We start from the raw sequence: 24881 nt of genomic DNA, 5'->3' as shown, positions 1-24881 counted from the left end.
GGGCCCAATGCGGTGCAGCCTGCCAGCTGCGTTTGAACACCTGAGCCCCGCACAGCAAGGCCTGGTCGATTCTGGCGCGGCCCTTGCTACAGCTTGGGTATCCGGCAATCAACGCAGATTGCCCCGTTCACGACAAAGGCGCCGTGTTGCCCCGCTTGTTTGCACAAGCCGGGGCAGCAGGGCGCTTTTTGTTTGCGCAATCAGGAGGTAGGCCGATGAGCAGCACCAGCGTGCGCAGTGTGTGCCCGTATTGTGGCGTCGGTTGTGGCATCGTCATGAGCGTCGAAGACGGGCGGGTGACCAAGGTTACCGGCGACAAGCAGCATCCGAGCAATTTTGGCCGCTTGTGCACCAAGGGCCTGACCGCTCATCAACCGCTGCGCGAGTCCGGGCGTATGGAGCATGCTTATGTGCGTGACTTGCGTCAGCGCGACCCGGTGCAAGGCAGCATCGATACCGCCATCGAGCAGGCCGCCCTGCGTTTGCGGGCGATTATCGATGAGCATGGGCCCGACGCCCTGGGTTTTTATGTCTCCGGGCAACTGTCCCTGGAGGCCCAGTACCTGATCAACAAGCTGGCCAAGGGCTTTGTCCGCAGCCGGCATGTCGAGTCCAATTCGCGCTTGTGCATGGCCAGCGCCAGCAGCGGTTACAAGTTGTCCCTGGGCGCCGACGGGCCGCCGGGCAGCTACCAGGACTTTGACCGCGCCGAGGTGTTCCTGGTGATTGGCGCGAACATGGCCGATTGTCACCCGATCCTGTTCTTGCGCCTGCTCGACCGGCTCAAGGCCGGAGCCCGGTTGATCGTCGTCGACCCCAGGCAAAGCGCTACCGCCGACAAGGCCGACCTGTTCCTGCAGATCAAGCCAGGCACCGACCTGGCGCTGCTCAATGGACTGCTCTATCTGTTGCTGGAAAACGGTCAGTGCGACGCCGATTTCATCCAGCGCTACACCGAAGGCTGGGAAGCCATGCCGGCTTTTCTGGCTGACTACACGCCGCAGCGGGTCGCCGCCATCACCGGCCTGCGCGAAGCCGATATCCGCCAGGCTGCGCAGTGGCTCGGCCGCGCGCCGCAGTGGATGAGCTGCTGGACCATGGGCCTGAACCAGAGCATCCATGGCACCTGGCAAACCAACGCCTTGTGCAACCTGCACCTGGCCACCGGCGCCATCTGCCGGCCGGGCAGCGGACCGTTCTCGCTGACCGGGCAGCCCAACGCCATGGGCGGGCGCGAAATGGGCTATATGGGCCCGGGTTTGCCCGGACAGCGCTCGGCACTGGTGGCGGCAGACCGGGCGTTTGCCGAGCAGCTCTGGCAGATCCCTGCCGGCAGCCTGCGCAGCGAAGCCGGTGACGGTACCGTGGCGCTGTTCGAAAACCTTGCCAGTGGGCAGGTCAAAGCCTGCTGGATCATCTGCAGCAACCCGGTGGCCAGCGTCGCCAACCGCCAGCAGGTGATTGACGGCTTACAGGCGGCGCAACTGGTGATTGTCCAGGATGCCTTCCTCGACACCGAGACCAACCGCTACGCCGATATTCTGCTGCCGGCGGCACTGTGGGCCGAAGGCGAGGGCGTGATGGTCAACTCCGAACGCAACCTGACCCTGATGAACCAGGCCGTCCAGGCGCCGGGCGAGAGCCTGCCCGACTGGCAGATCATCGCCCGCGTGGCCTGCGCCATGGGCTACGCCGAGGCTTTCAGCTACGCCAGTGCCGAGGCGGTGTTCGACGAGCTGCGTCAGGCCTGGAACCCGGCCACCGGTTACGACGTGCGCGGGGTCAGCTACACCCGCTTGCGCAAGGCGCCGCAGCAGTGGCCGTGTGAGCCAGGACGCGCCGACCACCGCAGCCCGCTGCGCTATTGCAACGATGGCCGCAGCCAGGCCCTGCTGCACGATGCGCACGGTGAGGTCCCGGCGATTGCCTTCCCCACCGACAGCGGCAAGGCGCGTTTTTTTGCCCGGCCGTGCCTGCCGGCCGCTGAGCTACCAGACGCTGACTTCCCACTGGTGCTCAACACCGGACGGGTCCAGCACCAGTGGCACACCCTGACCAAGACCGGCAAGGTGGCGGCGCTGAACAAGCTCGACCCGGGACCCTTCGTGGAAATTCACCCTGAAGATGCGCAACGCCTGGGCATCGCCGAGAAGGACCAGGTACAGGTGCGCTCACGGCGCGGGCAGGCGCTGCTGCCGGCACGAATTACCACGCGGGTTTTGCCGGGCAACTGCTTTGCGCCGTTTCACTGGAATGATGTCTATGGCAACCATTTGGCGATCAACGCGGTCACCAGCGACGCGGTCGATCCGCTGTCGCTGCAACCGGCCTTCAAGTACTGCGCGGTAGCCTTGAGCCGGGTTGCAGGCGAGCGTATCGATGCCACCCAGCTCGATCATCCGCCCGTGTCGGTTCAGGACAAGCACCTGCTGCTGTGGGCCTCGCAAACCGGCAATGGCCAGGCCCTGGCCGAGCAGTGTGCCGAGCGCCTGCGCCAGGTCGGTTTGTCGGTGCATTTGAGCTGTATGGAGGACGTGGCCCTGGAACAGCTGGACAGCCCTGCCAGCCTGCTGCTGATTGCCAGTACCTTTGGTGACGGTGATGCCCCGGACAGTGGCGCGGCGTTCTGGCGTGGCCTGCATGGCGAGCACTCCCAACGCTGCGCCGGCTTGCCCTATGCAGTGCTGGCCCTGGGGGATTCAAGCTACGAGCAGTTTTGCGGTTTTGGTCGCAAGCTCGATCAGCGCCTGGCAGAGCTGGGGGCCGAGCGCTTGCTGGAACGGGTCGATTGCGAAGGCGACGTCAACGAGCCGGCCGGGCAATGGCTGCAGGCGTTGCTGGGCAAACTGGGCCATGGTCAGTTGTTGCTTGAAGCACCAGTGCCAGCGCCAGCCGCCAGCGGTTTCAGTAAAACCAGGCCGTTGGCAACCACCCTGGTCGGCAACTATCTGCTCAACGGTCCCGGCGCGGTCAAGGAAACCCGCCAGTTGGTATTCGACCTGGGCGCAAGCGGCTTCACGTACCAGGCCGGTGACGCCCTGGGCGTGTGGCCGCGCAACTGTCCGGCACTGGTCGATGAACTGCTGACTGCGACCCGCTTCGATGGCAGCCGCAGCGTCAGCCTCAAGGGCCAGGCCGACATGCCGCTGGCCGAGGCACTGTTGGAGCACCTGGAGATTGCCCGCATCACCGCGCCATTGCTCGAGGCCTTCGCGCTTGGCGATACACCGCTGCGCGAGTTGCTTGAGCCGCACAACAAGGCGGCGCTCAAAGACTGGCTGTGGGGCAAGCAACTGATTGACCTGGTGCACCTGTGCAAGCCCCAGCTGAGCCTGGATACCTGGCTGAGCCTGCTCAAGCCCCTGCAGCCAAGGCTGTACTCGATCAGTTCGAGCCAGATGCTGCATCCGGATCAAGTGCACCTGACGGTTTCCACCGTGCGTTATGGCCAGCGCAAGGGCGTGTGCTCGACCTACCTGGCTGATCGCAGCGAGCCCGGCCGCGTAGACATTTTTACCCAACCGACGTCCCACTTTCGCTTGCCTGGTGACAGCGCTGCGCCAGTGATCATGGTTGGTCCGGGTACGGGTGTGGCGCCGTTCAGGGCGTTCCTGCAGGAGCGTCAGGCACAGGGGGCTACAGGGCGCAACTGGCTGCTGTTCGGTGAGCAGCAAGCCGCCACCGACTTCTACTATCGCGACGAGCTGCTGGCCTGGCAGCGCGATGGCCACCTGACCCGCCTGGATACCGCGTTCTCCCGCGACCAGGCGCAGAAGATCTACGTGCAGCAACGCATGCTCGAACAGGGCGCCGAGCTGTGGCGCTGGCTGGAGGAAGGTGGGCATTTTTACATCTGTGGTGATGCTGAACGCATGGCCAGGGATGTCGATGTCGCGCTCAAGCAGGTGGTGCATCAATACGGCGGCATGAGTGTGGAACGGGCAGAGGCCTATGTCGGCGAACTGAGTCGCACCAAGCGCTACCTGCGCGACGTGTACTGAGTGCCCCATAAGGGGGAGCCCTGCACCAGCCTGGGTCGATATCGGCCGCGGTGAAACCTGTACAAACCCCGGTTTCAAAGGCCTTGGCAGTTGGCACGCTCCCTGCTTTTACAGAGTGACAACGTCCTCGCGGGTCAATGGCGATTCGCAACCGGGACTACAAAAACGACCAGGCAAAGGCGCCTGGAGCTTCGGCTCCAGGCGCCTTTTTTGTTTATCGGGGTTGGCCCCCAGCAGCAAAGCCACCGTGAATGGCCTTGAGTGAGGATCGGGTATGAATGGGTTTACCAGCATCGCAACGCGGCAACAGCTGATCATCGTCGGCAACGGCATGGTCGGTCATCACTGCGTCGAGCAACTGATCGAACGTGCAGCCCTGGGCCGCTTCGAGGTGCGTGTGTTCGGTGAAGAGCGCCAGCGCGCCTACGACCGCGTGCACCTGTCGGAGTACTTCACCGGCAGCGATGCCGAAGCTCTGGCGCTGGGGGAGGCCGACTTGTATGCCGGGCACGGTATTCACCTGCACCTGGGCGAGCCGGTGCTGGAGATTGATCGCGAGCGCTGTGAGGTTGTCACTGCCGCCGGGCGCTACCCCTACGATCAGTTGGTCCTGGCCACTGGCTCCTATCCATTCGTGCCGCCGATCGAAGGCTCGCACGGTGCGGCGCGCCTGGTCTATCGCACCCTCGATGATCTCGATGCTATCCGCGCCGCCGCCAGCGGAGCCCGCCGTGGCGTGGTGGTCGGCGGTGGCCTGCTGGGCCTTGAGGCGGCCAATGCCTTGAAGTCGCTGGGCCTGCAAGCCCACGTGGTGGAGTTCGCTCCACGCCTGATGCCGGTGCAACTGGATGCTGAAGGCGGCGCGGCCTTGCGCGCGCAGATCGAAGCCCTGGGGGTTGGCGTGCATCTGGCGCGGGCGACCCAATCGATCGTTGCCGGTGAAACGTATCGCTACCGGATGAACTTCGACGGTGGTGAGTTTCTCGAGACCGACCTGATCGTGTTCTCCGCCGGTATCCGCCCGCAGGACGCCCTGGGCCGCAGCAGTGGCCTGGAAGTCGCGCCGCGCGGCGGGGTGGTGATCGACAGTGGCTGTCGCAGCAGCGACCCACGCATCTTTGCCATCGGCGAATGCGCGTCCTGGAATGGCAGTGTCTTCGGCTTGGTCGCACCGGGCTACAGCATGGCGCGCAACGTGGCAGCGGCGCTGGCCGGTGAAGATGCAGGCAGTTTCACCGGTGCCGACATGTCGACCAAACTCAAGCTGCTGGGCGTTGATGTCGGCTCCATTGGTGATGCCCATGGCGCGACCCCGGGTGCGCGCAGTTATCGCTTTATCGACGAAGCAGCGTCGGCCTACCGCCGCCTGGTGGTCGATGCCAGCGGCAAGCGGGTGATCGGCGCGGTGCTGGTCGGCGACAACAGCTATTACGACACCCTGCTGCAATACGTGCAGAACGGCATTGCCTTGCCCGCCGATCCGGCCGCGCTGATCCTGCCGCAATCGGCCGGGGCGCCAGCGTTGGGCGCCGATGCCTTGCCCGCCAGCGCAACCATTTGCTCGTGCCACAACGTCAGCAAGGGCGCGATCTGCGCGGCCATCGACAGCGGTTGTGGCGAGCTTGCCCAGCTCAAGCAGCAGACCAAGGCCTGCACAGGTTGCGGCGGGTGTGCAGCGTTGCTCAAGCAAGTCTTCGAACACGAACTGATCGCCCGTGGTGTCAGCGTCGACAAGAGCCTGTGCGAACATTTCGCCTACACCCGCCAGGAGCTGTACGCCCTGGTGCGGGTCGAAGGCATTGTCAGCTTCGACGAAATGCTGGCCAGGCATGGTCGCGGTCATGTCGGCTGCGACATCTGCAAGCCCACGGTCGGCTCGATCCTCGCCTCGTGCTGGAACCAGCCGATCATGGAGCCGTCGTTGGTACCGCTGCAGGACACCAACGACACCTTCATGGCCAATATGCAGAAGAACGGCACCTACTCGGTGGTGCCGCGGATTCCCGGCGGCGAAATCACCCCCGAGAAACTGATCGTCATTGGCGAGGTGGCGAAAAAATATGACCTCTACACCAAGATCACCGGCGGCCAGCGCATCGACCTGTTCGGCGCCCAATTGCATGAACTGCCCCAGATCTGGGCCGAGCTGATTGCCGCAGGTTTCGAGACCGGCCACGCCTACGGCAAATCGACGCGCACGGTGAAATCCTGCGTCGGCAGCACCTGGTGCCGCTACGGCGTGCAGGACAGCGTGGGCATGGCCCTGACCCTGGAAGACCGCTACAAGGGCCTGCGTTCGCCGCACAAGCTCAAGTTCGCGGTGTCCGGCTGTACCCGCGAATGCGCCGAAGCGCAGAGCAAGGACATCGGCGTGATCGCCACCGAGAAGGGCTGGAACCTGTACATCTGTGGCAACGGCGGCATGCGCCCGCGGCATGCCGAACTGTTCGCCACCGATCTGGACGACGCCGGCCTGATCCGCATCATCGACCGCGTGCTGATGTTCTACATCCGCACCGCCGACAAACTGCAGCGCACCTCGGTGTGGCGTGAAAGCCTGGAGGGCGGGCTGGACTACCTCAAACAGGTAATCCTCGACGACAGCCTGGGCCTGGGCGCAGAGCTCGAAGCGCAGATGCAACTGGTGGTCGATCGCTATGAATGCGAGTGGGCCAACGCCCTGAAAGACCCGGACAAGCTCAAGCGTTTTCGCACCTTCGTCAACGACCAGCGCCCGGACCCGGGCGTGCACTTTGTCCGCGAGCGTGGCCAGCGCCGGCCCATTGCTGCCGGTGAACTTCACTTGATCCCGACCACCGAGGAGGTGCTCTGATGAGCCAGTCCAACGCTGCAGTAGCTGTTCAGGCGCAACAATGGCAGACGGTCTGCACCCGCGCCGATCTGGTCGCCCAGTCCGGGGTGGTGGTGTGGTTCGATGACCGTCAGGTGGCGCTGTTCTACCTGCCCGGGCAGGCCACGCCGGTGTTTGCCGTGGACAACCATGACCCAAGGTCCGGAGCCAATGTGATTGGTCGCGGGCTGATCGGCGAGCTCAAGGGCGAGCTGGTGGTGGCGGCGCCGTTGTACAAGCAGCATTTCTGCTTGAAAGATGGGCGCTGCCTGGAGGACCCGCAGCAGGCGCTGCAGGTGTGGCCGGTGCGGATCAATGGTGAGCAGGTGGAGTTGGCATGGGGTGGGGTGGGAGCGGGCTTGCCCCGCGATGGGCATCGGTATCTACACAGCTCTAATCCTGATCTATGAAGATGGCTCAGGGGTGGTCTGCGCATGTGTGCTTATCCAGTTGATGTGGCGAGGCTGCCGGCTCCTTCCGGGTACGACTCACCCTCATAGGTAACAAATCAGTTCACGCACATAGGTAACAGTTTTTAACTGGCAGGGTCGGCTTCTGATTTTTCGCGATGTCAGGAGGCCGAGTGGAGCACCGATGGAGGGGGTGCAGGCCCATGGATGGGCCGTAAAGCGCCGAGGGACATGGATGTCCCTTCGGCGCGGCCCCCGGAGTCGGTGCGTAAGGAGGGAACCCGGAGCGCAGCGCAGGGCCGGATGATTGAGCGAGCGGTTTTGCTCACTTTTTCCAAGAAAAAAGTGAGCCGCCGTAAGGGCGGAAGGGGCCGGCAGTGTCGCTACATCAACTGGATAAGCACGCATATCAAGAGCCAATAGGCTGACTCGTTAGAGATGTGTAGATACCGATGCCGCGATGGGAGGTGACTGACTGAGTGCCATCGCGGGGCAAGTCGGGGCGCCGCATCGCCGCTCCCACCCACTCGAACTGCGATAAACTCGCGCAATGAACCTCGACACCCGGATCAAATTCCGCCACCTGCTGTGCTTTCTCGAAATTGCCCGCCAGGGCAGTTTCGCCAAGGCCGCCGATGCCATGGCGATCAGTCAGCCGGCCATCTCCAAAACCCTCAAGGAGCTTGAAGACCTGCTGCAGACGCGGCTGTTCGAGCGCAGCAAGCAGGGCGTCGAGCTGACCCCGGCCGGGGTGCGTTTCATGCGTTACGCCGGCCCCAGCGTGCAGGCCCTGCGTGAGGGGGTGAGTACGCTGCGCGGTGAAGAGCACGCGCCGCCCCAGGTGCGCGTTGGCGTGCTGTCGACCGTCGAAAGCCTGCTGATGCCCGAAGTGCTCTGCCGCCTGCACCAGCGCCACGCGGCCCTGGTGGTCAGCGTCGCCACCGGCCCCAGTGCACACCTGCTGGGGCAGTTGCACGTGGGCGAGCTGGATCTGGTGATCGGGCGCATGACCGACAGCCCGCAGATCCAGGGGCTGCTGTTCGAGCACCTGTACAGCGAGTCGATGTCGCTGGTGGTGCGCCCGGGTCACCCCTTGCTCGGCCGCCAGCCGATCGAGCGCAGCCAGGTCGGGCGCTACCCGCTGGTGTTGCCATTGGCCGGCACGACCATCCGCAAGCACGCCGACAGCCTGTTCGTGCAGTGCGCCATCGAGCAACCGGCGCAACGCCTGGAAACCCTGTCGCCGGCCCTCAGCCGGCGTTATGTGCAGGGCAGCGATGCAGTCTGGGTCGCACCGCGCGATGCTGTGCGGGTCGATCTCAGCCGCGGTGAGCTGTGCGAGCTGGACCTGGGCGTCAGCGAGCCGGGCGGTTCGGTCGGCATCTGCAGCAACGCCGCCTTACCCCTGGCGCTGCCGGCACAGTGGCTGTGTGCGGTGGTGCGCGAAGTGGCGGGGCAGTATCGCGATGGCGGTAATCCTTGAGCATCGATACAAACTGCTACAAAACCTCATCGACGAATTTGCCCAAGCGCCTGCTCCCGTCAATACTGGCCACTGGCTGCAGTGGAGGATGAAGAAGGTTTAATCTGGCTGAACTTATCCGGGTTTTCTTGCTCTCATGCCGGTAGCCATTGGTCGTGGCCGCCTGATAAGCTCGCGGCTTTACTCGATTGCCCTATTGGCGCATGAACAAGGAAATAGCATGAAACAGCATCGGTTGGCGGCTGCGGTTGCCCTGGTTAGCCTGGTACTGGCGGGTTGCGATTCGCAGACCAGCGTCGAGCTGAAGACCCCGGCACAAAAAGCCTCCTACGGTATTGGCCTGAACATGGGCAAGAGCCTGGCTCAGGAAGGCATGGACGATCTTGATTCGAAAGCTGTCGCTCAAGGTATCGAAGATGCTGTCGGCAAGAAAGAACAGAAGATCAAGGACGAAGAGCTGGTTGAAGCCTTCGCCGCCTTGCAGAAGCGCGCTGAAGAGCGCCTGGTCAAGATGAGCGAAGAGTCGGCCGCTTCGGGCAAGAAGTTCCTTGAAGAAAACGGCAAGAAGGCTGGCGTGGTCACCACCGCTTCGGGCCTGCAGTACGAAGTGATCAAGAAGGCCGACGGCGCCCAGCCTAAGCCGACTGACGTGGTCACCGTCCACTACGAAGGCAAGCTGGTCGATGGCAAGGTCTTCGACAGCTCCGTCGAGCGTGGCAGCCCGATCGACCTGCCGGTCAGCGGCGTGATCCCGGGTTGGGTCGAAGGCCTGCAACTGATGCACGTGGGTGAGAAGTACAAGCTGTACATCCCATCCGACCTGGCTTACGGCGCCCAGAGCCCGAGCCCGATGATCCCGGCCAACTCGGTGCTGGTGTTCGAGCTGGAACTGCTGGGTATCAAGGACCAGGCCAAGGCTGATGCCGAGCCTGTCGATCCTGCTGCCGAGTAAGGCTGGCTGATCCCTGCAACGCCCCGTCTCGACGGGGCGTTGTCGTTTATGGCGGTGAGCGAACCCTGATCGCCAGGCAAGGTCTGAAAACTGCGTGGCGATGAATCAGGGCGCGACAGGCAAAACGTTTGCGCAATTGAAACAGGTGTGTAAAAAACGCCCGATTTAACCCGGACCCTTGCCGGGCGGGCGCCTTGAGCCTGAAACTGAGCTCTGTTCACAAGGTTATCCACAATTATTGTGGATAACCTTCCTTGGCACTGGCCCTGGAGGCCGTATGAAAGCACCGTGGAATTTCGCTCGATTTCTGCCGTTGGCCGAGCGCTTGCTCAGTCGTGGGCGCCTACCGGCGCTGATTTTTGCCGTGGCGCGTAAAGGCCCGCGGTTGGGCAAGCTGCGCGAGGATGTGCGCCTGATGCAGGCGCTGTGCCTGGCCTGGTGGCGCGGCGAGTACCGGGCCATCAGCCCCAAGGCGCTGATCACCGTGGTGGCGGGGCTGCTGTACTTTGTCAGCCCGCTGGACGCGATCCCCGACTGGTTGCTGGGCGTGGGCATGCTCGATGACATTGCCGTGCTGGCCTGGGTGATGAAAGCCGTGTCCGATGAGCTGGCCGCTTTCAGCGCCTGGCGCAGCCGTCAGGCACCGGAAAAACTGCGGGTGGTCGAGCGCCTGCCCGACACCCCTGAAGCCCTGCGTCTGGAGCAGGAAAAAAGCTGATCACATCGCCCCCCTGCACACCCTTGTTGGCTGGTAATATAATTGGCATAAGGATTATGCCTACCGATTACATATCGTAATCCTACAAGGGGGTTGTAATGGGTATTCAGGTCATCAACCGAGACGGTCAACCCGAGTACGCGGTTGTTCCCTGGGAGCAGTACCAGGCCTTGCTTAAGGCTGCCGGGCAAGGCGAGCCGGTTGCCGCCGCAAACACAGTTTCCAGTGCCCCGGACAACGCCAGCCTGCCGCCTTTCAGCGAGCTTGCGCGTTTGCGCGAGGGCAAGGGCCTGGCGCCGGAGCAGTTGGCACGCAGTGTCGGCATCAGCCCGGTGTACCTGGCGCTGATCGAAAGCGGTGAACGCCTGCCGGACGCCGCGATCCGCCGCAGCCTGGCCTGGGAGCTGGGAGTGGTTGGCTGGAGCGAGCCGTCGTGAGCGTGCGGATCAGTCGCCAACACTGGGATGGCCTGCTCGGCGAGCTGGATGTTGCCCGCCGCCAACGCCACTTGCTGACCTATCGTGCGCTGCTTGAGCGCCTGCAATTGCCCAGCCCGGCCATGCAGACCCTGACCGCCGCCCTGGAGCACCTGGCGGCGCTGGACGCCCGTGCCGAGCAGCCTCTGCGCAGTTCTCTGGTGATCAGCCAGGGCGCCAGCCGTTTGCCGCGTACCGGCTTCTTCGAATGCGTCGAGCGCCTGGGGCGTTTTTCCGGTCCGTCCGACGGCATGGCCGCGGCGTCCTGGCATGCCTCTGAAGTGGTGCGGGTGTTCGAGTACAGCTACCCCGAACACGAAGAAGCTTGAGCGGTGGGCACGGTATCGATCAGGTACAGGCTGTGCCCAGGCACCTCCTTGGCCTGATGCTTGGCCTGTGACGCCAGTTCGGCCAACTGCCCGGCATCGAGCCCGGTGCAGGCCTGCGGGTGCAAGCGCACCACGCCGATCGACAGCGACAACAGGGCAAACTCCTGGCGCCGACCCTGGCGGTCGGTGGCAATGAAACACCCTGCCTGCAGGTGTTCGGCACGGTAGAAGCGCCGGCACTGTTTCTGAAAGTCCTCCAGCAACCGCTGCAACCGCTGCTGCCAATCCTCTGACCCCAGCACCAGCATGAAATCGTCACCGCCGATGTGGCCGACGAAATCCCGGCTCGGGTCGACCCGTTCGTTCAGGCACTGGGCCAGGCACAGCAGTACTTCATCGCCACGGGCATAACCGTAGATATCGTTGAATGGCTTGAAGCTGTCGATATCCACGTAGCAGATCGTCGCCGCCCGCTGCTGTTGCAGCAGGCGGGTCAGGCACTGCTGGATCGGCACGTTGCCCGGCAGCAGGGTTAGCGGGTTGGCGTAGCGGGCCTGCTGGATCTTTTGCTCGGTGATCAGCTTGAGCACGTCGATCACCCGCCCCAGGCCCAGGTAACAGCCGTTGTGGGTGATGATGAAATCCTCTTCGATGCGCTGCCGGGCGCGGCTGGTGAGCAGCCGGCTGACCTGTTGCAGTGACTGACCCAGGTCCACCGCCAGAAAATCATCGCTCATCAAGCGGCTGATCGGCTTGCGTGCAAACAGCTCGGTGGCGAACGGCTTGAGCAGGGCATCGGAGAGCGAATGGCGATGGACGATGCCACAGGGTTGCAGGGCTTGATCAAGCACCGCCAGGGAGTTGAGATTGGCCTGGCTGCGGAACAGTTCGAGCACCTGCGGTGTAGGGGCGTCACGGTTCACGGCGGGCTGCTCGATCAGCAGGGCGCCGAGGGTGGTGCTGTCTTCCGCGAGGCTGTGCAGCGCCTGTGGCGGCTGCCCGAGCAGGCCCTGTACGTCCCGCGCCGCCAGTTCCTGCGGGCGGCCGAGCAAGTAGCCCTGGACCAGGTCGACGCCCATCTCGGTCAGCACCTTGAGCTCTTCGGCCAGTTCGATACCTTCGGCAATCACCTGGGCTCGCGACGCCCGGGCGATCTGCAGGATCGAGCCGACGAACTCGCGCTTGAGCGCATCCAGGTGAATACCATCGATGAAGTGACGGTCGATCTTGACGTAGTCCGGGCGCAGCTCCGACCACAGGCGCAGGCTCGAATAGCCAGCGCCGAGGTCGTCGAGGGCGATGGAAAAGCCCATGTCGCGGTAATGGTGCAGGGCGTTGAACAGTAGCTGGAAGTCGTCGGTCGGGGTTTGCTCGGTGAGTTCGATCACTACTCGGCTGGGCGGCACGCCAAGCTCGTGGAGCATCTTCAGGGTACGCCCGGACTGGTAGTGCGGCTCAAGCAGGGATTCGGGCGAGACGTTGAGGAACAGCTTGCCTGCCAGGTTCTGCTGGCTGAAGCGCCGGCAAGCGCTCTCACGGCAGGCGGCCTCCAGCTCGGTCAGGCGTCCGGCCTGGCGGGCCACGGCAAACAGGTTGAGCGGCGAGTGCAGGGGGCTGTTGGAAGGCCCGCGGCTCAATGCCTCGTAGCCGAAGATGCGCCGTTCGGAAAGGCAGACGATGGGTTGGAACAGGCTGTGCAAGCCGCTTTGAGCCAGGATGGTGCTCAACGCGCTGAGCTGTTCGTTGACGGTCATGGCAGGGCTACCTTGAAAAAAAGGGGCTGAGCACTTGCGGCGCCCAGCCCCTTATTTCACGACAGTCTAATGACTATTTGATGACGCAATCATGCGCGATCACATTATTTTGCCATCACTGCTTTACGGGTTGTTCCTCGCCACCTGGGAATTGAGGCCCAGGTAATCCAGCAGGATCAGCCCGGACTCCTTCAGGTAGGCGTCGTCTTCGGGCTTGGTGTCATCCGGCTCAACCGGCAGCGCGTCTTCGTCTTCCTTCTTCAGTTCCTTGAGCGGCTCTTCGCCCTTGGCCTTGCGTCGGGTGTTCTCCAGCGCCAGTTGCTTGCTTTCGATGTCGGCATGCTGGGCACGACGGGCGGCTTCATTGAGGCTGACGGTTTTCTCGTTCATCAGCTTCTGGGTCAGCGCCAGGCGGTCGCGGATATAGACGAACTCCGGATCCTTGGCCGTACGGGTGTCGTGACGGGCCTTGAGCTGGGCCAGGAACGGCTTGAACGGGTCGACCGCAGGCCTGATCGCCGGGCGGATGGTGTCCCATGGCATGGCTTCGGGCAGGGCGCTTTCGCCGATTTCCTTGGTGTCGATGATCGACGGGTAATCGATGTCCGGCAGCACGCCCTGGTGCTGGGTGCTCTGCCCGGAAACCCGGTAGAACTTGGCCAGGGTCAGTTTCAGCTCGCCATGGTTGAGCGGCTGGATGGTCTGTACCGTGCCCTTGCCGAAGGTCTGCCCGCCGAGGATCAACGCGCGATGGTAGTCTTGCATGGCGCCGGCGAAAATCTCCGAAGCCGAGGCCGACAGGCGGTTGACCACCAGGGCCAGTGGGCCTTTGTAGAAGGCGCCGCTGTTCTCGTCTTCGAGCACGTCGACGCGGCCGTCGCTGTTGCGCACCAGCACCGTCGGGCCCTTGTCGATGAACAGGCTGGTCAGCTCGGTGGCTTCCTGCAGCGAGCCGCCGCCGTTGTTGCGCAGGTCGATGACCACGCCGTCGACTTTTTCCTTCTGCAGTTCGGTGAGCAGTTTTTTCACATCGCGGGTGGTGCTCTTGTACTCCGGATCGCCGGCACGGAAGGCCTTGAAGTCCAGGTAGAAGGCCGGGATCTCGATGATCCCGAGCTTGTAGTCACGCCCGTCCTGCTTGAGCTTGAGCACCGACTTTTTCGCCGCCTGCTCTTCGAGCTTCACTGCCTCACGGGTGATCGGCACGATCTTGGTGGTCTGGTCGTTCGGCGCGTTGCTGGCCGGGATGATTTCCAGGCGTACCACCGAGCCTTTCGGTCCGCGGATCAGCTTGACCACTTCATCCAGGCGCCAGCCGATCACATCGACCATTTCCTTGTTGCCCTGGGCCACGCCGATGATCTTGTCGGCCGGTGCCACCAGCTTGGTCTTGGCGGCAGGGCCGGCTGGCACCAGGCGCACGATCTTGACCTGGTCATTGTCGCTTTGCAGCACGGCGCCGATACCTTCGAGCGACAGGCTCATGTTGATATCGAAGTTTTCCGCGTTATCGGGCGACAGGTAATTGGTGTGCGGGTCGTAAGACTGGGCGAAGGTGTTGATGTAGGCCTGGAAGATGTCTTCGGCGCGGGTCTGGTCCAGGCGTGTAAGCTGGTTCTTGTAGCGCTTGGTCAGCAGTTCCTGGATCGCCTTGGGTTCTTTGCCGGCGATCTTCAGACGCAGCACTTCATCCTTGACGCGTTTGCGCCAGAGGTCGTCGAGCTCGGCCTGGTTCTTCATCCACGGCGCGTCCTTGCGGTCGATCAGCAAGGTCTCCTGGGTGGTGAAGTCGAAGTTGTCGACGCCCTTGCCCAGTTCGGCCAGGGCGAAATCCAGACGCGATTTGACCCGGTCCAGGTAACGCTTGTAGATGGTGAAGCCAGGGTCGAGATTGCCGCTCTTGAGGAAATCGTCGAACTGGGTCTTCCACTTGTCGAACTCGGCGATATCGCTGGCCAGGAAATAACTGCGCGCAGGGTCGAGGAGTTTCAGGTAGCTGTCGTAGATGATCACCGAGCGCGCATCGTTGAGCGGCGGCTTGCTGTAGTGGTGGCGCTTGAGCAGCTCGACCACGTTGAGGCTGGCGACCACTTCGTCGCGGTCGGGCTGGAGTTTGTCCCAGCTATTGGCGGCCATTACATTGCCCGCCAGCGGCAGACTGCCCAGACCGATCAACAGGGCGAGGGTGGTGCTTGGCAGTAAATGCTTCATGCTGATTCGACGTAGGGACAATTGATCACGCATATTAGGCCGTCTTTGGATTCGCCGGTTCCATGAAAACCGGACGCATAATGCAAAAAGCCCGGGGCTACAAGCACCCGGGCTCAGTCATGACTCAACTATGGAGGCACTGTGAAGGCATTGCAAGGCGTTGACGGACATGTGGAGTGGGTTGCGACGACAAGTCCAACTTGCGATATCGGTCAAGTACGAATTCGCGTGGCCGCCGCCGGCCTCAATCGTGCCGACCTGCTGCAACGTGCCGGGCTCTACCCGCCACCGGCGGGGGCCAGCGAGTTTCTCGGCCTGGAGTGCTCGGGCGTCATCACTGAAGTCGGTGCCGGTTCGTCCTGGCAAATCGGTGACCGGGTCTGTGCCTTGCTCGCCGGTGGCGGCATGGCCGAAGAGGTGGTGGTCGACGGTCGCCACGTGCTGCCGGTGCCCGAAGGTTTGAGCCTGCAGGAAGCGGCAGCGATCCCCGAGGTGTATGCCACCGCCTGGCTCAATGTGTTTCAGCTGGCCGGGCTCAAGCCAGGTGAGAAGGTGTTGCTGCATGCCGGTGCCAGCGGCGTCGGCTCGGCGGCGATCCAGTTGTGCAAGGCCTTCGGCAGCCCGTGCTGGGTCAGTGTCGGTTCGCCTGAGCGGCTGGCCTACTGTGAAGCGCTGGGGGCCAGCGGCGGGGTGGTGCGCGGCGAAGACCTCAACGCCCTGAACGAGCTTGCCCCGTTCAACGTGATCCTCGACCCGGTGGGCGCCACCTATGCCGAGCTCAACCTCAAGCTGCTGGCCCGCGACGGCCGCTGGGTGATCATCGGCCTGATGGGCGGGCGCAAGGCAGAGCTGGACCTGGCGCAACTGCTGAGCAAGCGCGTGCAGGTGCTGGGCTCGACCTTGCGTACCCGTGACGATCAGTTCAAGGCTGATCTGCTCAGTGACCTGGGCCAGCAGGTGTGGCCGCTTTTCACTGAGGGCCGGCTCAAGCCGCAACTGGCCAAGGCCTTCCCGATCAAGGATGCTGAAGCGGCGTTTGCCGAGCTGGCCAGCAACCAGGTGGCGGGCAAGCTGGTATTGGTGATCGACGAGAGTCTGGTGTAAACCGCTGATCGCGGGGCAAGCCCGCTCCTACAGGGTTCAATTCGACCTTGTAGGAGCGGGCTTGCCCCGCGATGAGGCCCTCAGACCCAGGTGTGAATCGGCCAGCCAGCCTTTTCGGCATGCTCACGCAACACCGGATCCGGATTGACCACATGCGGGAAATCCACCTTCAGCAACAACGGCAAATCGTTACGTGAATCCGAGTAGAAACTCGCGCCTTCCAGATTCTCTTCCTCCTGATCCAGCCACTCCAGCAAGCGGGTGATCTTGCCTTCACGGTAGGTCAGCACACCCTTGGTCATGCCGCTATAAACACCGTGTTTCACTTCCAGTTCGATGCCGAGAATTTCATCGATACCCAGGCGTTCGGCAATCGGCCCCACCAGGTGGGTACCCGAGGCGGAAATCACCAGGATCCGGTCGCCGGCCTTGCGGTGGGCGGCAAGGGTGCGGGTCGCCTCAGAGAAGATGATCGGTTCGATGACGTCTTCCACCCAGGGGCCGATCAAGTGCTCGACTTCTTCCGGTGTGCGGCCGATCAGCGGTTCCAGGCTGAAGGTCATGTAGTCCTCCATGCGCAGCTTGCCATGGCTGTAGGCGTCCATCAGCTCGTTGTTCCTACGCATGAACGACGCTGGGTCGACCCAGCCCAAACGGCCCATCTGTTCGCTCCAGAGCGTGGCGCAGTCACCGTGGATCAGGGTTTCATCCAGATCGAAAATCGCGAGTGCCATGTTCAGAAAAACTCCTGTGCAACCCTCAGGCGACTTCGCAGAGGGCGGTGGGATCGATCGACAAGGATACCCGCTGGCCGTCCGGGTGCAGGTCGGCGGACGAGCGGTTGAGCACATCGACCAGCAATTCTACCCCGCGCGCTTGAACCCGGTAGCGGATCACGTTGCCCAGCAGGCTGTGGCTGCGTACCAGCCCCTCCAGCTCGCCGGAAAGACTCAGGGCGATGGCTTCCGGGCGGATCGCCAGGCGGCTGTTTACCGGGCGCTGCAGCAAGCGGCTGGCGCTGTCGGCATCGAGCAGGTTGTAGTTGCCGATAAAGCCTGCGGCAAACGCGTCCACCGGCGCGGTGTAGAGGGTTTCGGCATCGCCACTCTGGACGATGCGGCCCTGGTTCATGAGGAAGATGCGGTCCGACATGGTCAGGGCTTCTTCCTGGTCATGGGTGACGAAAATGGTGGTCAGGCCCAGCTCGCGCTGGATGGCGCGGATCTGTTCGCGCAGGTGCTTGCGAATGCGCGCATCCAGTGCCGACAGCGGCTCGTCGAGCAACAGCAGGCGAGGGCGGGTCACCAGCGAACGGGCCAGGGCCACGCGCTGGCACTGGCCGCCGGAGAGCTGGTGCGGGTAGCGGCGGGCAAAGTCCTGCAGCTCGACCAGTTGCAGCACCTCGCGCACCCGCGCCTGGCTGTCGTCGGGGTTGACCTTTTGCATGCGCAGGCCGAAGGCGACATTCTGTTCGACGGTCATGTTGGGGAACAGCGCGTAGCTCTGGAACACCATGCCGATCCCGCGTTTTTGCGGGCTCAGCGGCACCAGGTCGTTGCCATCGAGCAGGATGCGCCCGCTGTCCACTGCGGTCAGCCCGGCAATGCAGCGCAGCAGGGTGGACTTGCCGCAACCGGACGGGCCGAGCAGGGTGACGAATTCGCCGCGTTCGATCTGGCAGTTGATGTCGTTGAACACCGGGCTTGCGGCATAGCTTTTTTGCAGATTCTGTACGCTGACAAAGCTCATATCAGGACTTGTCCTTGTTCAGGCGGTTGGCGGCCCAGGTCAGCACCAGCACGAAGAGGAAATAGGAAACCACCAGGGCACTGTTGAAGTGGCCACTGCTGTTGCGCATGTTGTTGAGGTACACCTGCAGGGTTTCGTAGCGGGTGCCGACCAGCAGGTTGGCGAACACGAACTCGCCGAACAGGAACGAGAACGACAGCAGCAGGGCAACCATCAAGCCCTTGCGCAGGTTCGGCAGCACCACCAGAAAGGCGGCCTGGAAGGTGCTGGCGCCGAGCAGTTGGGCCGCGTCCATCAGGTCGCGCAGGTTGATTGCCTGCAGGTTGTTGGTGATCGCCCGGTACATGAACGGCAGGGCCACGGTGAAGTAGCAGCCGATCAGGATCCACGGTGTGCCGACCATGGCCATGGGTCCGGAGCCATACAGCTGCAGCAGGCCCACCGACGACACTACCGGCGGTACCGCGAAGGGCAGCAGGATCAGAATGTTCATCAACGCGTCGAGCCGTGGAAAGTGGTAATGCACCACGAACAGCAGCGGCAAGATCAGCAGCACCGACAGCAGCAGGGCACCGACGCAGACCAGCAGGGACTGGCCGAACGCGGCAAGAAAACGCGGGTCGCTCCACAGTGCCAGGTACCATTTGAAGGTCAGGCCACTGGGCAGCAGGCTGGCCGACCAACTGGTGGCCAGCGAGTAGAGCAGGGTGCCGGCCAGCGGCAGCAGCAGGATGATGAACAGCAGGTAGACCACCAGGCGGTGGTACAGCGGCGAGGTGCCCGGTTCAGCGCGCGACATGGTAGCTCCGCTTCAACAGCCATTGATGGACAACGGTCACCAGGGTCATCAGCCCGACCAGGATGACCGCCAGGGCGCTGGCCAGGTTCGGGTCCAGCGAGATGTCGCCGGCCACCAGCGCGGCGATGCGGATCGGCAGCACGTTGAAGTTGCCGGTGGTCAGCGCATACACCGTGGCGTAGGCGCCCAGCGCGTTGGCCAGAAGGATCACGAAGGTGCCCAGCAACGCCGGTGTCAGCACGGGCAGGCCGATCAGTCGCCAGTATTGCCAGGCGTTGGCGCCGAGCAGCTCGGCCGACTCGCGCCAGTCTTCACGCAGGGCGTCGAAGGCCGGGTACAGCAGCAGTACGCCCAGCGGGATCTGGAAATAGGTGTAGAGGATGATCAGGCCGGTCTTGGAGTAGAGGTTGAAGTCTTCGATGATCCCGGCCTGCTTGAGCAGCAGGGTCAACGCGCCGTTGAAACCGAGCAGGATGATGAAGGCGAAGGCCAGCGGTACCCCGGAGAAGTTGCTGGTCATGTTGGCGAAGGCGTTGACGAAGTCGCGCAGGCGCGAATCGACCCGGCGCAACGAGTAGCTGCCGAGGATCGCGATGCCGATGCCGAACAGGCTCGACCAGAAGCTGATTTCCAGGCTGTGCTGGATCGCCTGGCGATAGAACTTCGAATTGAACACCTTGCTGAAGTTGTCCAGGCCCCAGCTCGATTCCACCTGCACGCTGTGGAGCATGACCCAGGCCAGCGGGGCGATCTGGAAGATGATGAAAAACACTGCGAAAGGCAGCAGGCAGAGCAGGGCCAGCCATTTGCCGCGCTTGATCGAATTCACTTGAGCAGCTCCCGGCAGACCGGTTTGTCGTGAGGCACGCCGAGCAGTTCGCAGAGGGTGCCGCACAGTTCGGTTTGCAGCGGCTTGGCGGCGGGGTCGAGGCTGAATGCCTCACCGAAGACGAACAGCGGTACTTCACGCTCTTCGGCCAGCAGGCCGTTGTGCGAGCGGTCGTTGTTCATGCCGTGGTCGGCAGTGACCAGGACCTGGTAACCCTCTTCGAGCCAGGTGCGCAGGTAGTCGGCCAGGAGGATATCGGCGCTGCGCGCACTGTTGCGGTACTGGCTGCTGTCCAGGCCATGGCGGTGGCCGGCGTCGTCGATGTTCATCGGGTGCACCAGGAGGAAGTTCGGTGCATGACGGCGGCGCAGGTACTCCGCGTCGGCGAACAGGTGCGAATCCGGGTAATGGTCGGCGTAGTAGAAAAGCCCGTGCTGGATCGGCAGCTTGGGGGCGTGGGTGTGACGGTCGCGCAGCGGGTCGAAGGGCGAGCGGTTGTACAGCTCGCTGATCCAGTGATAAGCCGCCGCTGCCGTGCCCAGGCCGGCTTCGCGGGCGTAGTGGAACACGCTGCGCTGGTTGGACAGGCGGTTGACGTTGTTGTGGACGATGCCGCTGTCGATCGGGGCGACGCCGGTGAGGATGCATTCGTACAGTGGCCGCGACAATGACGGCAGCTCGCACTCGAGCCGGTACAGCGCGGCGCGGTCGGCTTCGACATAGGCGTGCAGATGGCCCATGGCGTGGTGCGCGACCTGATGGTTGAGGCCATCGAGCAGGACCAGGATGACGTTGTGTTTCATAGGGACTCCGCAGAGGGTGGGGTGCCACGAGCTATAAGCTTCAAGCTATAAGCTGCAAGCCGACCGTGCGCCGGCCGGCTCTTTCTTGCTGTGGCTCAGTCACTCCATCTCGATGATCACTTGCTCCTGCCACTTCTGCGGCAGTGCCTTGGAGGTCGCTTCCCACGCTGCTGCATCCTTGATCGGCTGTACGGCTTTGTACTGCTCGTTGGGTAGCAACTTGGCCTGTACATCGGCCGGCAGCGTCAGGTGCTCGGCACGGATCGGCCGGGCGTGACCTTCGGCCAGGTTGATCTGCCCGGCATCGCTGAAGATGTACTCGCGGGTCAGCTTGGCGGCGTTGGGGTGTTTCGCGTACTTGTTGATGATGGTGGTGTAGCCGGAGATCACCGAACCGTCAGACGGGATCAGCACTTCGAAGCGCTTCGGGTCGATCTGCTGGCGGTAGCTCAGGCCGTTGAAATCCCAGACCACGCCGACTTCGATTTCGCCCTTCTCCAGGGTCTGGATGGTCGGGTTGGCCAGCGACAGGCGCTTCTGCTGCGCCAGCTTGGTGAACAGCTGCAGGCCCGGTTCGATGTTCTTCTCGTCGCCCTTGTAGGCAATGGCGGCGGCCAGCACACCGTTGGCGGCCTGGGCGGCGGTACCGACGTCACCGATGGCGACCTTGTACTTGCCCTTTTCCAGGTCATGCCAGGTTTTCGGGATATCTTCTTCCTTCACCAACTGCTTGTTGATGATGAAGGCGATGGTGCCGGTATAGGCCAATGCCCAGTGGCCGTCCTTGTCCTTGGCCCAGTCCGGTACCTGCTCCCAGGTGCTTGGCTTGTACGGCTGGGTCACACCCTTGGCCACGGCGATCGGGCCGAAGGCGGCGCCGACGTCACCGATATCGGCACTGGCGTTGTCTTTTTCAGCGTCGAACTTGGCTACTTCCTGGGCCGAGCTCATGTCGGTGTCCATGTGCTTGAGGCCGTATTTTTTCGCAAGGTCCTCCCAGGTGCCTTTCCAGTTGGCCCAGGCATCGGGCATGCCTACGCTGTTGACCGTGCCTTCCTTGCGGGCGGCGTCCTCGAGGGCCGCAAGGTCAGTGTTGGCGGCCATGGCCGCGGTACAGAAAGCGATACTCGAGCCTAACAGTGACGCCAGAAAAAGCTGTTTCATCCGAAGCTCCTTGATGGGTGCCGTGCAAAACGCAAAAGGTGGTGTTGGACGTTGTTGCGGTTCGGTTGGTCTAGGTCAGCAATACCTGCGCCAAGGTAGGCCTGTTGCATGACAATTTGATGTCCAGGCTCGCTGTCGGCCAGGGTTTTCGCCCCTGAAAATCAAGCGTAGACCACCTTGACTGTCATCTGAGATTCATCTGAGTTGCCTAGGCTTGCACTATTCTCATAGCCCTGAAGGCGCCAAATGGGTGCGCTTGCGGAGCTGGACTAGTCCAGATAGGTAACCTTTGATGCAGCCACTGCCACCACGAGCAGTAACAGCCATCTGTCATGCCCTGCAGGAGCAGATCGAGCATGGCCTGTTGTCGCCCGGCTGCAAGCTGCCGGCCGAACGCAAGCTCAGCGAGGTGTTCGACACCACGCGTATCACCCTGCGTGAGGCGCTGGTGCAACTGGAGGCCCGTGGGCTGATTTACCGGGAGGAACGGCGCGGCTGGTTTGTCGCGCCGCAGCGCCTGACCTACGACCTGATCGAGCGCAGCCACTTTCACGCCATGGTCCGCGCCCAGGGCCGCGAGGCGCACACTGAGCTGTTGTCGGCGCGCCTGCTGCCGGCGGCGGCATCGGTGTGCGCACGGTTGCAGTTGGCGCCGCTGTCGAGCGTGATCCAGATCTGCCGCGTACGGCGAATCGACGGGCGCGCTGTGCTGTATGCCGAGCACTACCTGAACCCGGAGTATTTTCCGGGCATTCTGGAGCACGACCTGAGCCGGTCGCTGACCGAGCTGTATGCCGACCTTTACGGCATCGAGTACGGCCGCGTGCGGTTCGAAATTTTGCCGACTGCTTTGCCGGTGGCTGCGGCGTTGGCGCTGAAGGTTTCGGCCGGCAGCCCCGGGCTGCACATCACCCGGGTCAACAGTGACCAGCACGGGCGGCTGATCGACTGTGACCTGGAGTATTGGCGCCATGATGCGATTCGCATCAAGGCCGAGGCGCAATGATGCTGTGAGGCAAATCGCGGGGCAAGCCCGTTCCACAGCGATCACATCAAGCCCTGTGGGAGCGGGCTTGCCCCGCGATCAGCCGCTCGCCCCGCCTGTCGTCACCTGCACCGACAACCTCGGAGTGGCCAGGTCCAGGCCGGCTTCATCGAGCTGACGCTTGAGCGCCAGGTTGAATGCCCGCGACACTTCCCACTGCTTGATCGGTGCGGTCTTGAAACGTGCGCGCAGAATCGCCGAGCCCGACTCGAAACTCTCCACGCCCTGCAGCTCCAGCGGCGACCAGATGTTGCGGCGCATCAACGGGTCGTTGCGCATCTTCTGCCCGACATCGCGGATCAGGCTGATCGCCTGGTCGATGTTCATGCTGTGCGGAATGGCCACCCGGAAGATCGCGTAGCCGAACTCGCGGGAGTAGTTCTTGATGCTTTTGATCTCGCTGAACGGAATGGTGTGGACGATGCCGTCGATATCGCGCAGGCGCACGGTGCGGATGGTCAGGCCCTCGACCGTGCCCAGGTGGCCGCCGACATCGACGTAGTCATCGATGGCCAGGGAGTCTTCAATGATGATGAACAGCCCGGTGATCAGGTCGGCGACCAGCGACTGCGCGCCAAAACCGATGGCCAGGCCGATGACACCGGCACCGGCCAGCAGCGGGGTAACGTTCATGCCCATGTTGGCCAGGGCGACGATCACCGCGATGATGAAGATCGCCACGAACAGCACATTGCGGATCAGCGGCATCATGGTTTGTGCGCGGGCATTGGCCAGGCCTTTGCGCGAGCGGGTGAGTGCGTGGTGCACGGCGGTGTCGGCGAGAATCCACACCAGCCAGGCGGCGATCAAAGTGCCGGCCAGGCCTAGCAGGCGCACCGCCACTTCATGGCCTTCGCCTTCGGCAAAACCGATCAGCGAAAAGCCCCAGACGCGCAGACCCAGTTCGATGAACACAAGCCAGATAGCCAGATGCACCAGGGTGTAGGTGAAGCTCTTCAAGCGTTCCGAGTACACCGCCTGACGACGGTTGGCCCGCTGCGGCTTGAGTGCGTGGCGACGGACCAGGCCGTTGATGACCATGCACAGGATCACCAGCACCGTGCACATCAGCGACTGGCGCAGGGCGGTGCTGGTGTCGCCGGCGGAAATGAAGGTGGCGAACAACGAAATCGCCACCAGCACCAGCGCGGGCAGGTACCAGAAGGTGCCGAGGATTTCGATGGTGTCGCTCAGCGCCCGGCGAGTCAGGCGCCGTGACAGCGGCTGGTTGCGGATCAGGTGGGCGATGGGGCGGCGAAAACGCAGGATGAACAGCCCGGTGGACAGCCCGGCAAGGATGTTGGCCAGGGTCGCCAAGGTATGTGAGAGGTGATCACCCAGGGCACTGGCCATGCGCGGATCGTTCATGGCCTCGCCAAAGGCGGCGAAGCTGCCGATCAGCCACAGCGGGCGAAACGCCTGATGGCGAAGAATGTGCAAGGCACGGTGGCGGTGCGGGCCGTCGAGCAGGGAGAAGGCGATGACGCAGATCGCCGAGAAGCAGGTGCCCACCACCAGCGCATACGCCAGGACCATGGCCATCGACTTGCCCAGGGACGAGGGCAGGGCGAAGCTCAGGTACACGGTGATCACCAGTGCTACCAGCCAGGGGCCGAGCTTGCGCAGGGCAAAGCGCACCAGGTCCCAGGTGCGCGGATGCTGCGGCAGTTCTTCGGTGAGGCCAAAGCGCAGGCGTAGCTGGTGGCCAGCCCAGTTCAGGGCGTAGGCCAGCAGACTCCAGAGGGCGATGATCGCGGCGAAGCCAAACAGGATCGGCGGCCATTCGTGCCAGGGCACCAGGCGGGCGTCGAACTCGATCTGCGCCAGCTCCAGTTCACGGCTCCAGCGATTGAACGGGCTGGCCTCACCACTGAACTGTTTCTCCAGCTCGTTGAAGGTGCTGCCGATCAGGCCCAACACACCTTGCTCGACGCTGGGTTGGGCCTGCTTGCTGCTATCGCGCAGTTTTTTCAGGTCGGCCAGCAGTTTGCTGCGTTGCTGGTCGTTCTCCAGGGTCTTGATCACCTCGTCCAGTGACTGGCCCAGGGGTTCTGTGGCTTCTGGCTGCGCCTTGCTGCCACCGCCGAGCAAGCCCGGCAAGCCTGCGGCGTGCGCCGGGGCAATGAAGAGCAAGGGCAGGAGCAACAGGACAATGCGGAAAAAGGCAGGCACCGGACAATCAACCTCAAAACGATCAATCGCC

General features: G+C 63.1%; 18 protein-coding genes and 1 pseudogene. 10 read left to right on the top strand and 9 right to left on the bottom strand.

The genetic code is table 11. The features are described 5' to 3' along the window. Nucleotides 1–215: 215 nt before the first annotated feature. From EXN22_RS20730 to EXN22_RS20695, 8 genes and pseudogenes are all read left to right on the top strand, one after another. Nucleotides 216–4001, top strand: a complete 3786-nt coding sequence (locus tag EXN22_RS20730) for a bifunctional nitrate reductase/sulfite reductase flavoprotein subunit alpha (protein WP_130265820.1) — start codon at nucleotides 216–218, stop codon at nucleotides 3999–4001. Nucleotides 4002–4275: 274 nt separating this feature from the next. Next, a complete protein-coding gene (gene nirB / locus EXN22_RS20725; RefSeq protein WP_130265819.1) occupies nucleotides 4276–6834 on the top strand; it encodes a nitrite reductase large subunit NirB in 2559 nt (852 codons plus the stop codon). Then, nucleotides 6834–7190: pseudogene (nirD, locus tag EXN22_RS20720) on the top strand (nitrite reductase small subunit NirD); the annotation flags it as partial. The gene nirB and the pseudogene nirD, both read left to right, overlap by 1 nt. A gap of 622 nt (nucleotides 7191–7812) precedes the next feature. Then, nucleotides 7813–8745: a pca operon transcription factor PcaQ gene (pcaQ, locus tag EXN22_RS20715; RefSeq protein ID WP_130265817.1), complete on the top strand. Its 933-nt coding sequence runs from the start codon at nucleotides 7813–7815 to the stop codon at nucleotides 8743–8745. A 220-nt stretch (nucleotides 8746–8965) separates the two neighbouring features. Beyond that, nucleotides 8966–9697, top strand: a complete 732-nt coding sequence (locus EXN22_RS20710; RefSeq protein ID WP_130265816.1) for an FKBP-type peptidyl-prolyl cis-trans isomerase — start codon at nucleotides 8966–8968, stop codon at nucleotides 9695–9697. A gap of 277 nt (nucleotides 9698–9974) precedes the next feature. Next, the gene (locus EXN22_RS20705; protein WP_115085779.1) at nucleotides 9975–10415 is read left to right on the top strand and encodes a YkvA family protein; all 441 of its coding nucleotides are present in this window, start codon (nucleotides 9975–9977) and stop codon (nucleotides 10413–10415) included. 98 nt (nucleotides 10416–10513) lie between these two features. Then, nucleotides 10514–10852 carry a helix-turn-helix domain-containing protein gene (locus EXN22_RS20700; protein WP_130265815.1) on the top strand — a complete coding sequence of 113 codons (339 nt, stop codon included), beginning with the start codon at nucleotides 10514–10516 and terminating at the stop codon, nucleotides 10850–10852. Next, nucleotides 10849–11220 carry a hypothetical protein gene (locus EXN22_RS20695; RefSeq protein WP_130265814.1) on the top strand — a complete coding sequence of 124 codons (372 nt, stop codon included), beginning with the start codon at nucleotides 10849–10851 and terminating at the stop codon, nucleotides 11218–11220. Before EXN22_RS20700 ends, EXN22_RS20695 begins: the two co-directional genes overlap by 4 nt. On the opposite strand, the gene EXN22_RS20690 is transcribed toward EXN22_RS20695, so the two are convergent. After that, nucleotides 11196–12974: a bifunctional diguanylate cyclase/phosphodiesterase gene (locus EXN22_RS20690; protein ID WP_130265813.1), complete on the bottom strand. Its 1779-nt coding sequence runs from the start codon at nucleotides 12972–12974 to the stop codon at nucleotides 11196–11198. The genes EXN22_RS20695 and EXN22_RS20690 overlap by 25 nt on opposite strands. A 123-nt stretch (nucleotides 12975–13097) precedes the next feature. Further along, entirely contained in the window at nucleotides 13098–15185 is a 2088-nt protein-coding gene (locus tag EXN22_RS20685) for a carboxy terminal-processing peptidase (protein WP_165392242.1), read from the bottom strand. Nucleotides 15186–15326: 141 nt separating this feature from the next. Here EXN22_RS20685 and EXN22_RS20680 point away from each other — a divergent pair, with 141 nt between their 5' ends. Next, nucleotides 15327–16289 (top strand): zinc-binding dehydrogenase, encoded by a 963-nt coding sequence (locus EXN22_RS20680; RefSeq protein ID WP_130265811.1) that lies wholly within the window; start codon nucleotides 15327–15329, stop codon nucleotides 16287–16289. Nucleotides 16290–16369: 80 nt separating this feature from the next. On the opposite strand, the gene EXN22_RS20675 is transcribed toward EXN22_RS20680, so the two are convergent. The 6 genes from EXN22_RS20675 to EXN22_RS20650 all read right to left on the bottom strand — a co-directional run bounded on the left by EXN22_RS20675 (nucleotide 16370) and on the right by EXN22_RS20650 (nucleotide 21633). After that, nucleotides 16370–17023 (bottom strand): HAD family hydrolase, encoded by a 654-nt coding sequence (locus EXN22_RS20675; protein WP_130265810.1) that lies wholly within the window; start codon nucleotides 17021–17023, stop codon nucleotides 16370–16372. 25 nt (nucleotides 17024–17048) lie between these two features. Next, nucleotides 17049–18038 carry an ABC transporter ATP-binding protein gene (locus EXN22_RS20670; protein WP_130265809.1) on the bottom strand — a complete coding sequence of 330 codons (990 nt, stop codon included), beginning with the start codon at nucleotides 18036–18038 and terminating at the stop codon, nucleotides 17049–17051. 1 nt (nucleotide 18039) lies between these two features. Continuing rightward, the gene (locus EXN22_RS20665) at nucleotides 18040–18837 is read right to left on the bottom strand and encodes an ABC transporter permease (protein ID WP_130265808.1); all 798 of its coding nucleotides are present in this window, start codon (nucleotides 18835–18837) and stop codon (nucleotides 18040–18042) included. Beyond that, a complete protein-coding gene (locus EXN22_RS20660) occupies nucleotides 18824–19657 on the bottom strand; it encodes an ABC transporter permease (RefSeq protein WP_130266875.1) in 834 nt (277 codons plus the stop codon). The genes EXN22_RS20665 and EXN22_RS20660 overlap by 14 nt, the downstream gene beginning before the upstream one ends. Before the next feature lie 5 nt (nucleotides 19658–19662). Beyond that, nucleotides 19663–20469: an alkaline phosphatase family protein gene (locus EXN22_RS20655; RefSeq protein WP_130265807.1), complete on the bottom strand. Its 807-nt coding sequence runs from the start codon at nucleotides 20467–20469 to the stop codon at nucleotides 19663–19665. Nucleotides 20470–20568: 99 nt separating this feature from the next. Beyond that, on the bottom strand, nucleotides 20569–21633 hold the full coding sequence (locus EXN22_RS20650; protein ID WP_130265806.1) for an ABC transporter substrate-binding protein: 1065 nt from the start codon (nucleotides 21631–21633) through the stop codon (nucleotides 20569–20571). A 292-nt stretch (nucleotides 21634–21925) separates the two neighbouring features. Here EXN22_RS20650 and EXN22_RS20645 point away from each other — a divergent pair, with 292 nt between their 5' ends. Then, nucleotides 21926–22639 (top strand): UTRA domain-containing protein, encoded by a 714-nt coding sequence (locus EXN22_RS20645; RefSeq protein WP_130265805.1) that lies wholly within the window; start codon nucleotides 21926–21928, stop codon nucleotides 22637–22639. A 78-nt stretch (nucleotides 22640–22717) separates the two neighbouring features. On the opposite strand, the gene EXN22_RS20640 is transcribed toward EXN22_RS20645, so the two are convergent. After that, nucleotides 22718–24850, bottom strand: a complete 2133-nt coding sequence (locus tag EXN22_RS20640) for a mechanosensitive ion channel family protein (RefSeq protein WP_130265804.1) — start codon at nucleotides 24848–24850, stop codon at nucleotides 22718–22720. Nucleotides 24851–24881: the final 31 nt, after the last annotated feature.

The organism is Pseudomonas tructae (assembly GCF_004214895.1).
Taxonomy (GTDB): domain Bacteria; phylum Pseudomonadota; class Gammaproteobacteria; order Pseudomonadales; family Pseudomonadaceae; genus Aquipseudomonas; species Aquipseudomonas tructae.
Note: the sequence above shows the minus strand (reverse complement) of the source record. Positions and strands in the feature narration are given on the sequence as shown.

Coding starts and splice junctions, on each gene's coding strand:
- EXN22_RS20645 (WP_130265805.1), top strand. CDS start 21,926: ATGCAGCCACTGCCACCACGAGCAGTAACAGCCATCTGTCATGCCCTG.
- pcaQ (WP_130265817.1), top strand. CDS start 7,813: ATGAACCTCGACACCCGGATCAAATTCCGCCACCTGCTGTGCTTTCTC.
- EXN22_RS20705 (WP_115085779.1), top strand. CDS start 9,975: ATGAAAGCACCGTGGAATTTCGCTCGATTTCTGCCGTTGGCCGAGCGC.
- EXN22_RS20700 (WP_130265815.1), top strand. CDS start 10,514: ATGGGTATTCAGGTCATCAACCGAGACGGTCAACCCGAGTACGCGGTT.
- EXN22_RS20655 (WP_130265807.1), bottom strand. CDS start 20,469: ATGAAACACAACGTCATCCTGGTCCTGCTCGATGGCCTCAACCATCAG.
- EXN22_RS20665 (WP_130265808.1), bottom strand. CDS start 18,837: ATGTCGCGCGCTGAACCGGGCACCTCGCCGCTGTACCACCGCCTGGTG.
- EXN22_RS20690 (WP_130265813.1), bottom strand. CDS start 12,974: ATGACCGTCAACGAACAGCTCAGCGCGTTGAGCACCATCCTGGCTCAA.
- EXN22_RS20675 (WP_130265810.1), bottom strand. CDS start 17,023: ATGGCACTCGCGATTTTCGATCTGGATGAAACCCTGATCCACGGTGAC.
- EXN22_RS20685 (WP_165392242.1), bottom strand. CDS start 15,185: ATGAAGCATTTACTGCCAAGCACCACCCTCGCCCTGTTGATCGGTCTG.
- EXN22_RS20730 (WP_130265820.1), top strand. CDS start 216: ATGAGCAGCACCAGCGTGCGCAGTGTGTGCCCGTATTGTGGCGTCGGT.
- nirB (WP_130265819.1), top strand. CDS start 4,276: ATGAATGGGTTTACCAGCATCGCAACGCGGCAACAGCTGATCATCGTC.
- EXN22_RS20670 (WP_130265809.1), bottom strand. CDS start 18,038: ATGAGCTTTGTCAGCGTACAGAATCTGCAAAAAAGCTATGCCGCAAGC.
- EXN22_RS20650 (WP_130265806.1), bottom strand. CDS start 21,633: ATGAAACAGCTTTTTCTGGCGTCACTGTTAGGCTCGAGTATCGCTTTC.
- EXN22_RS20710 (WP_130265816.1), top strand. CDS start 8,966: ATGAAACAGCATCGGTTGGCGGCTGCGGTTGCCCTGGTTAGCCTGGTA.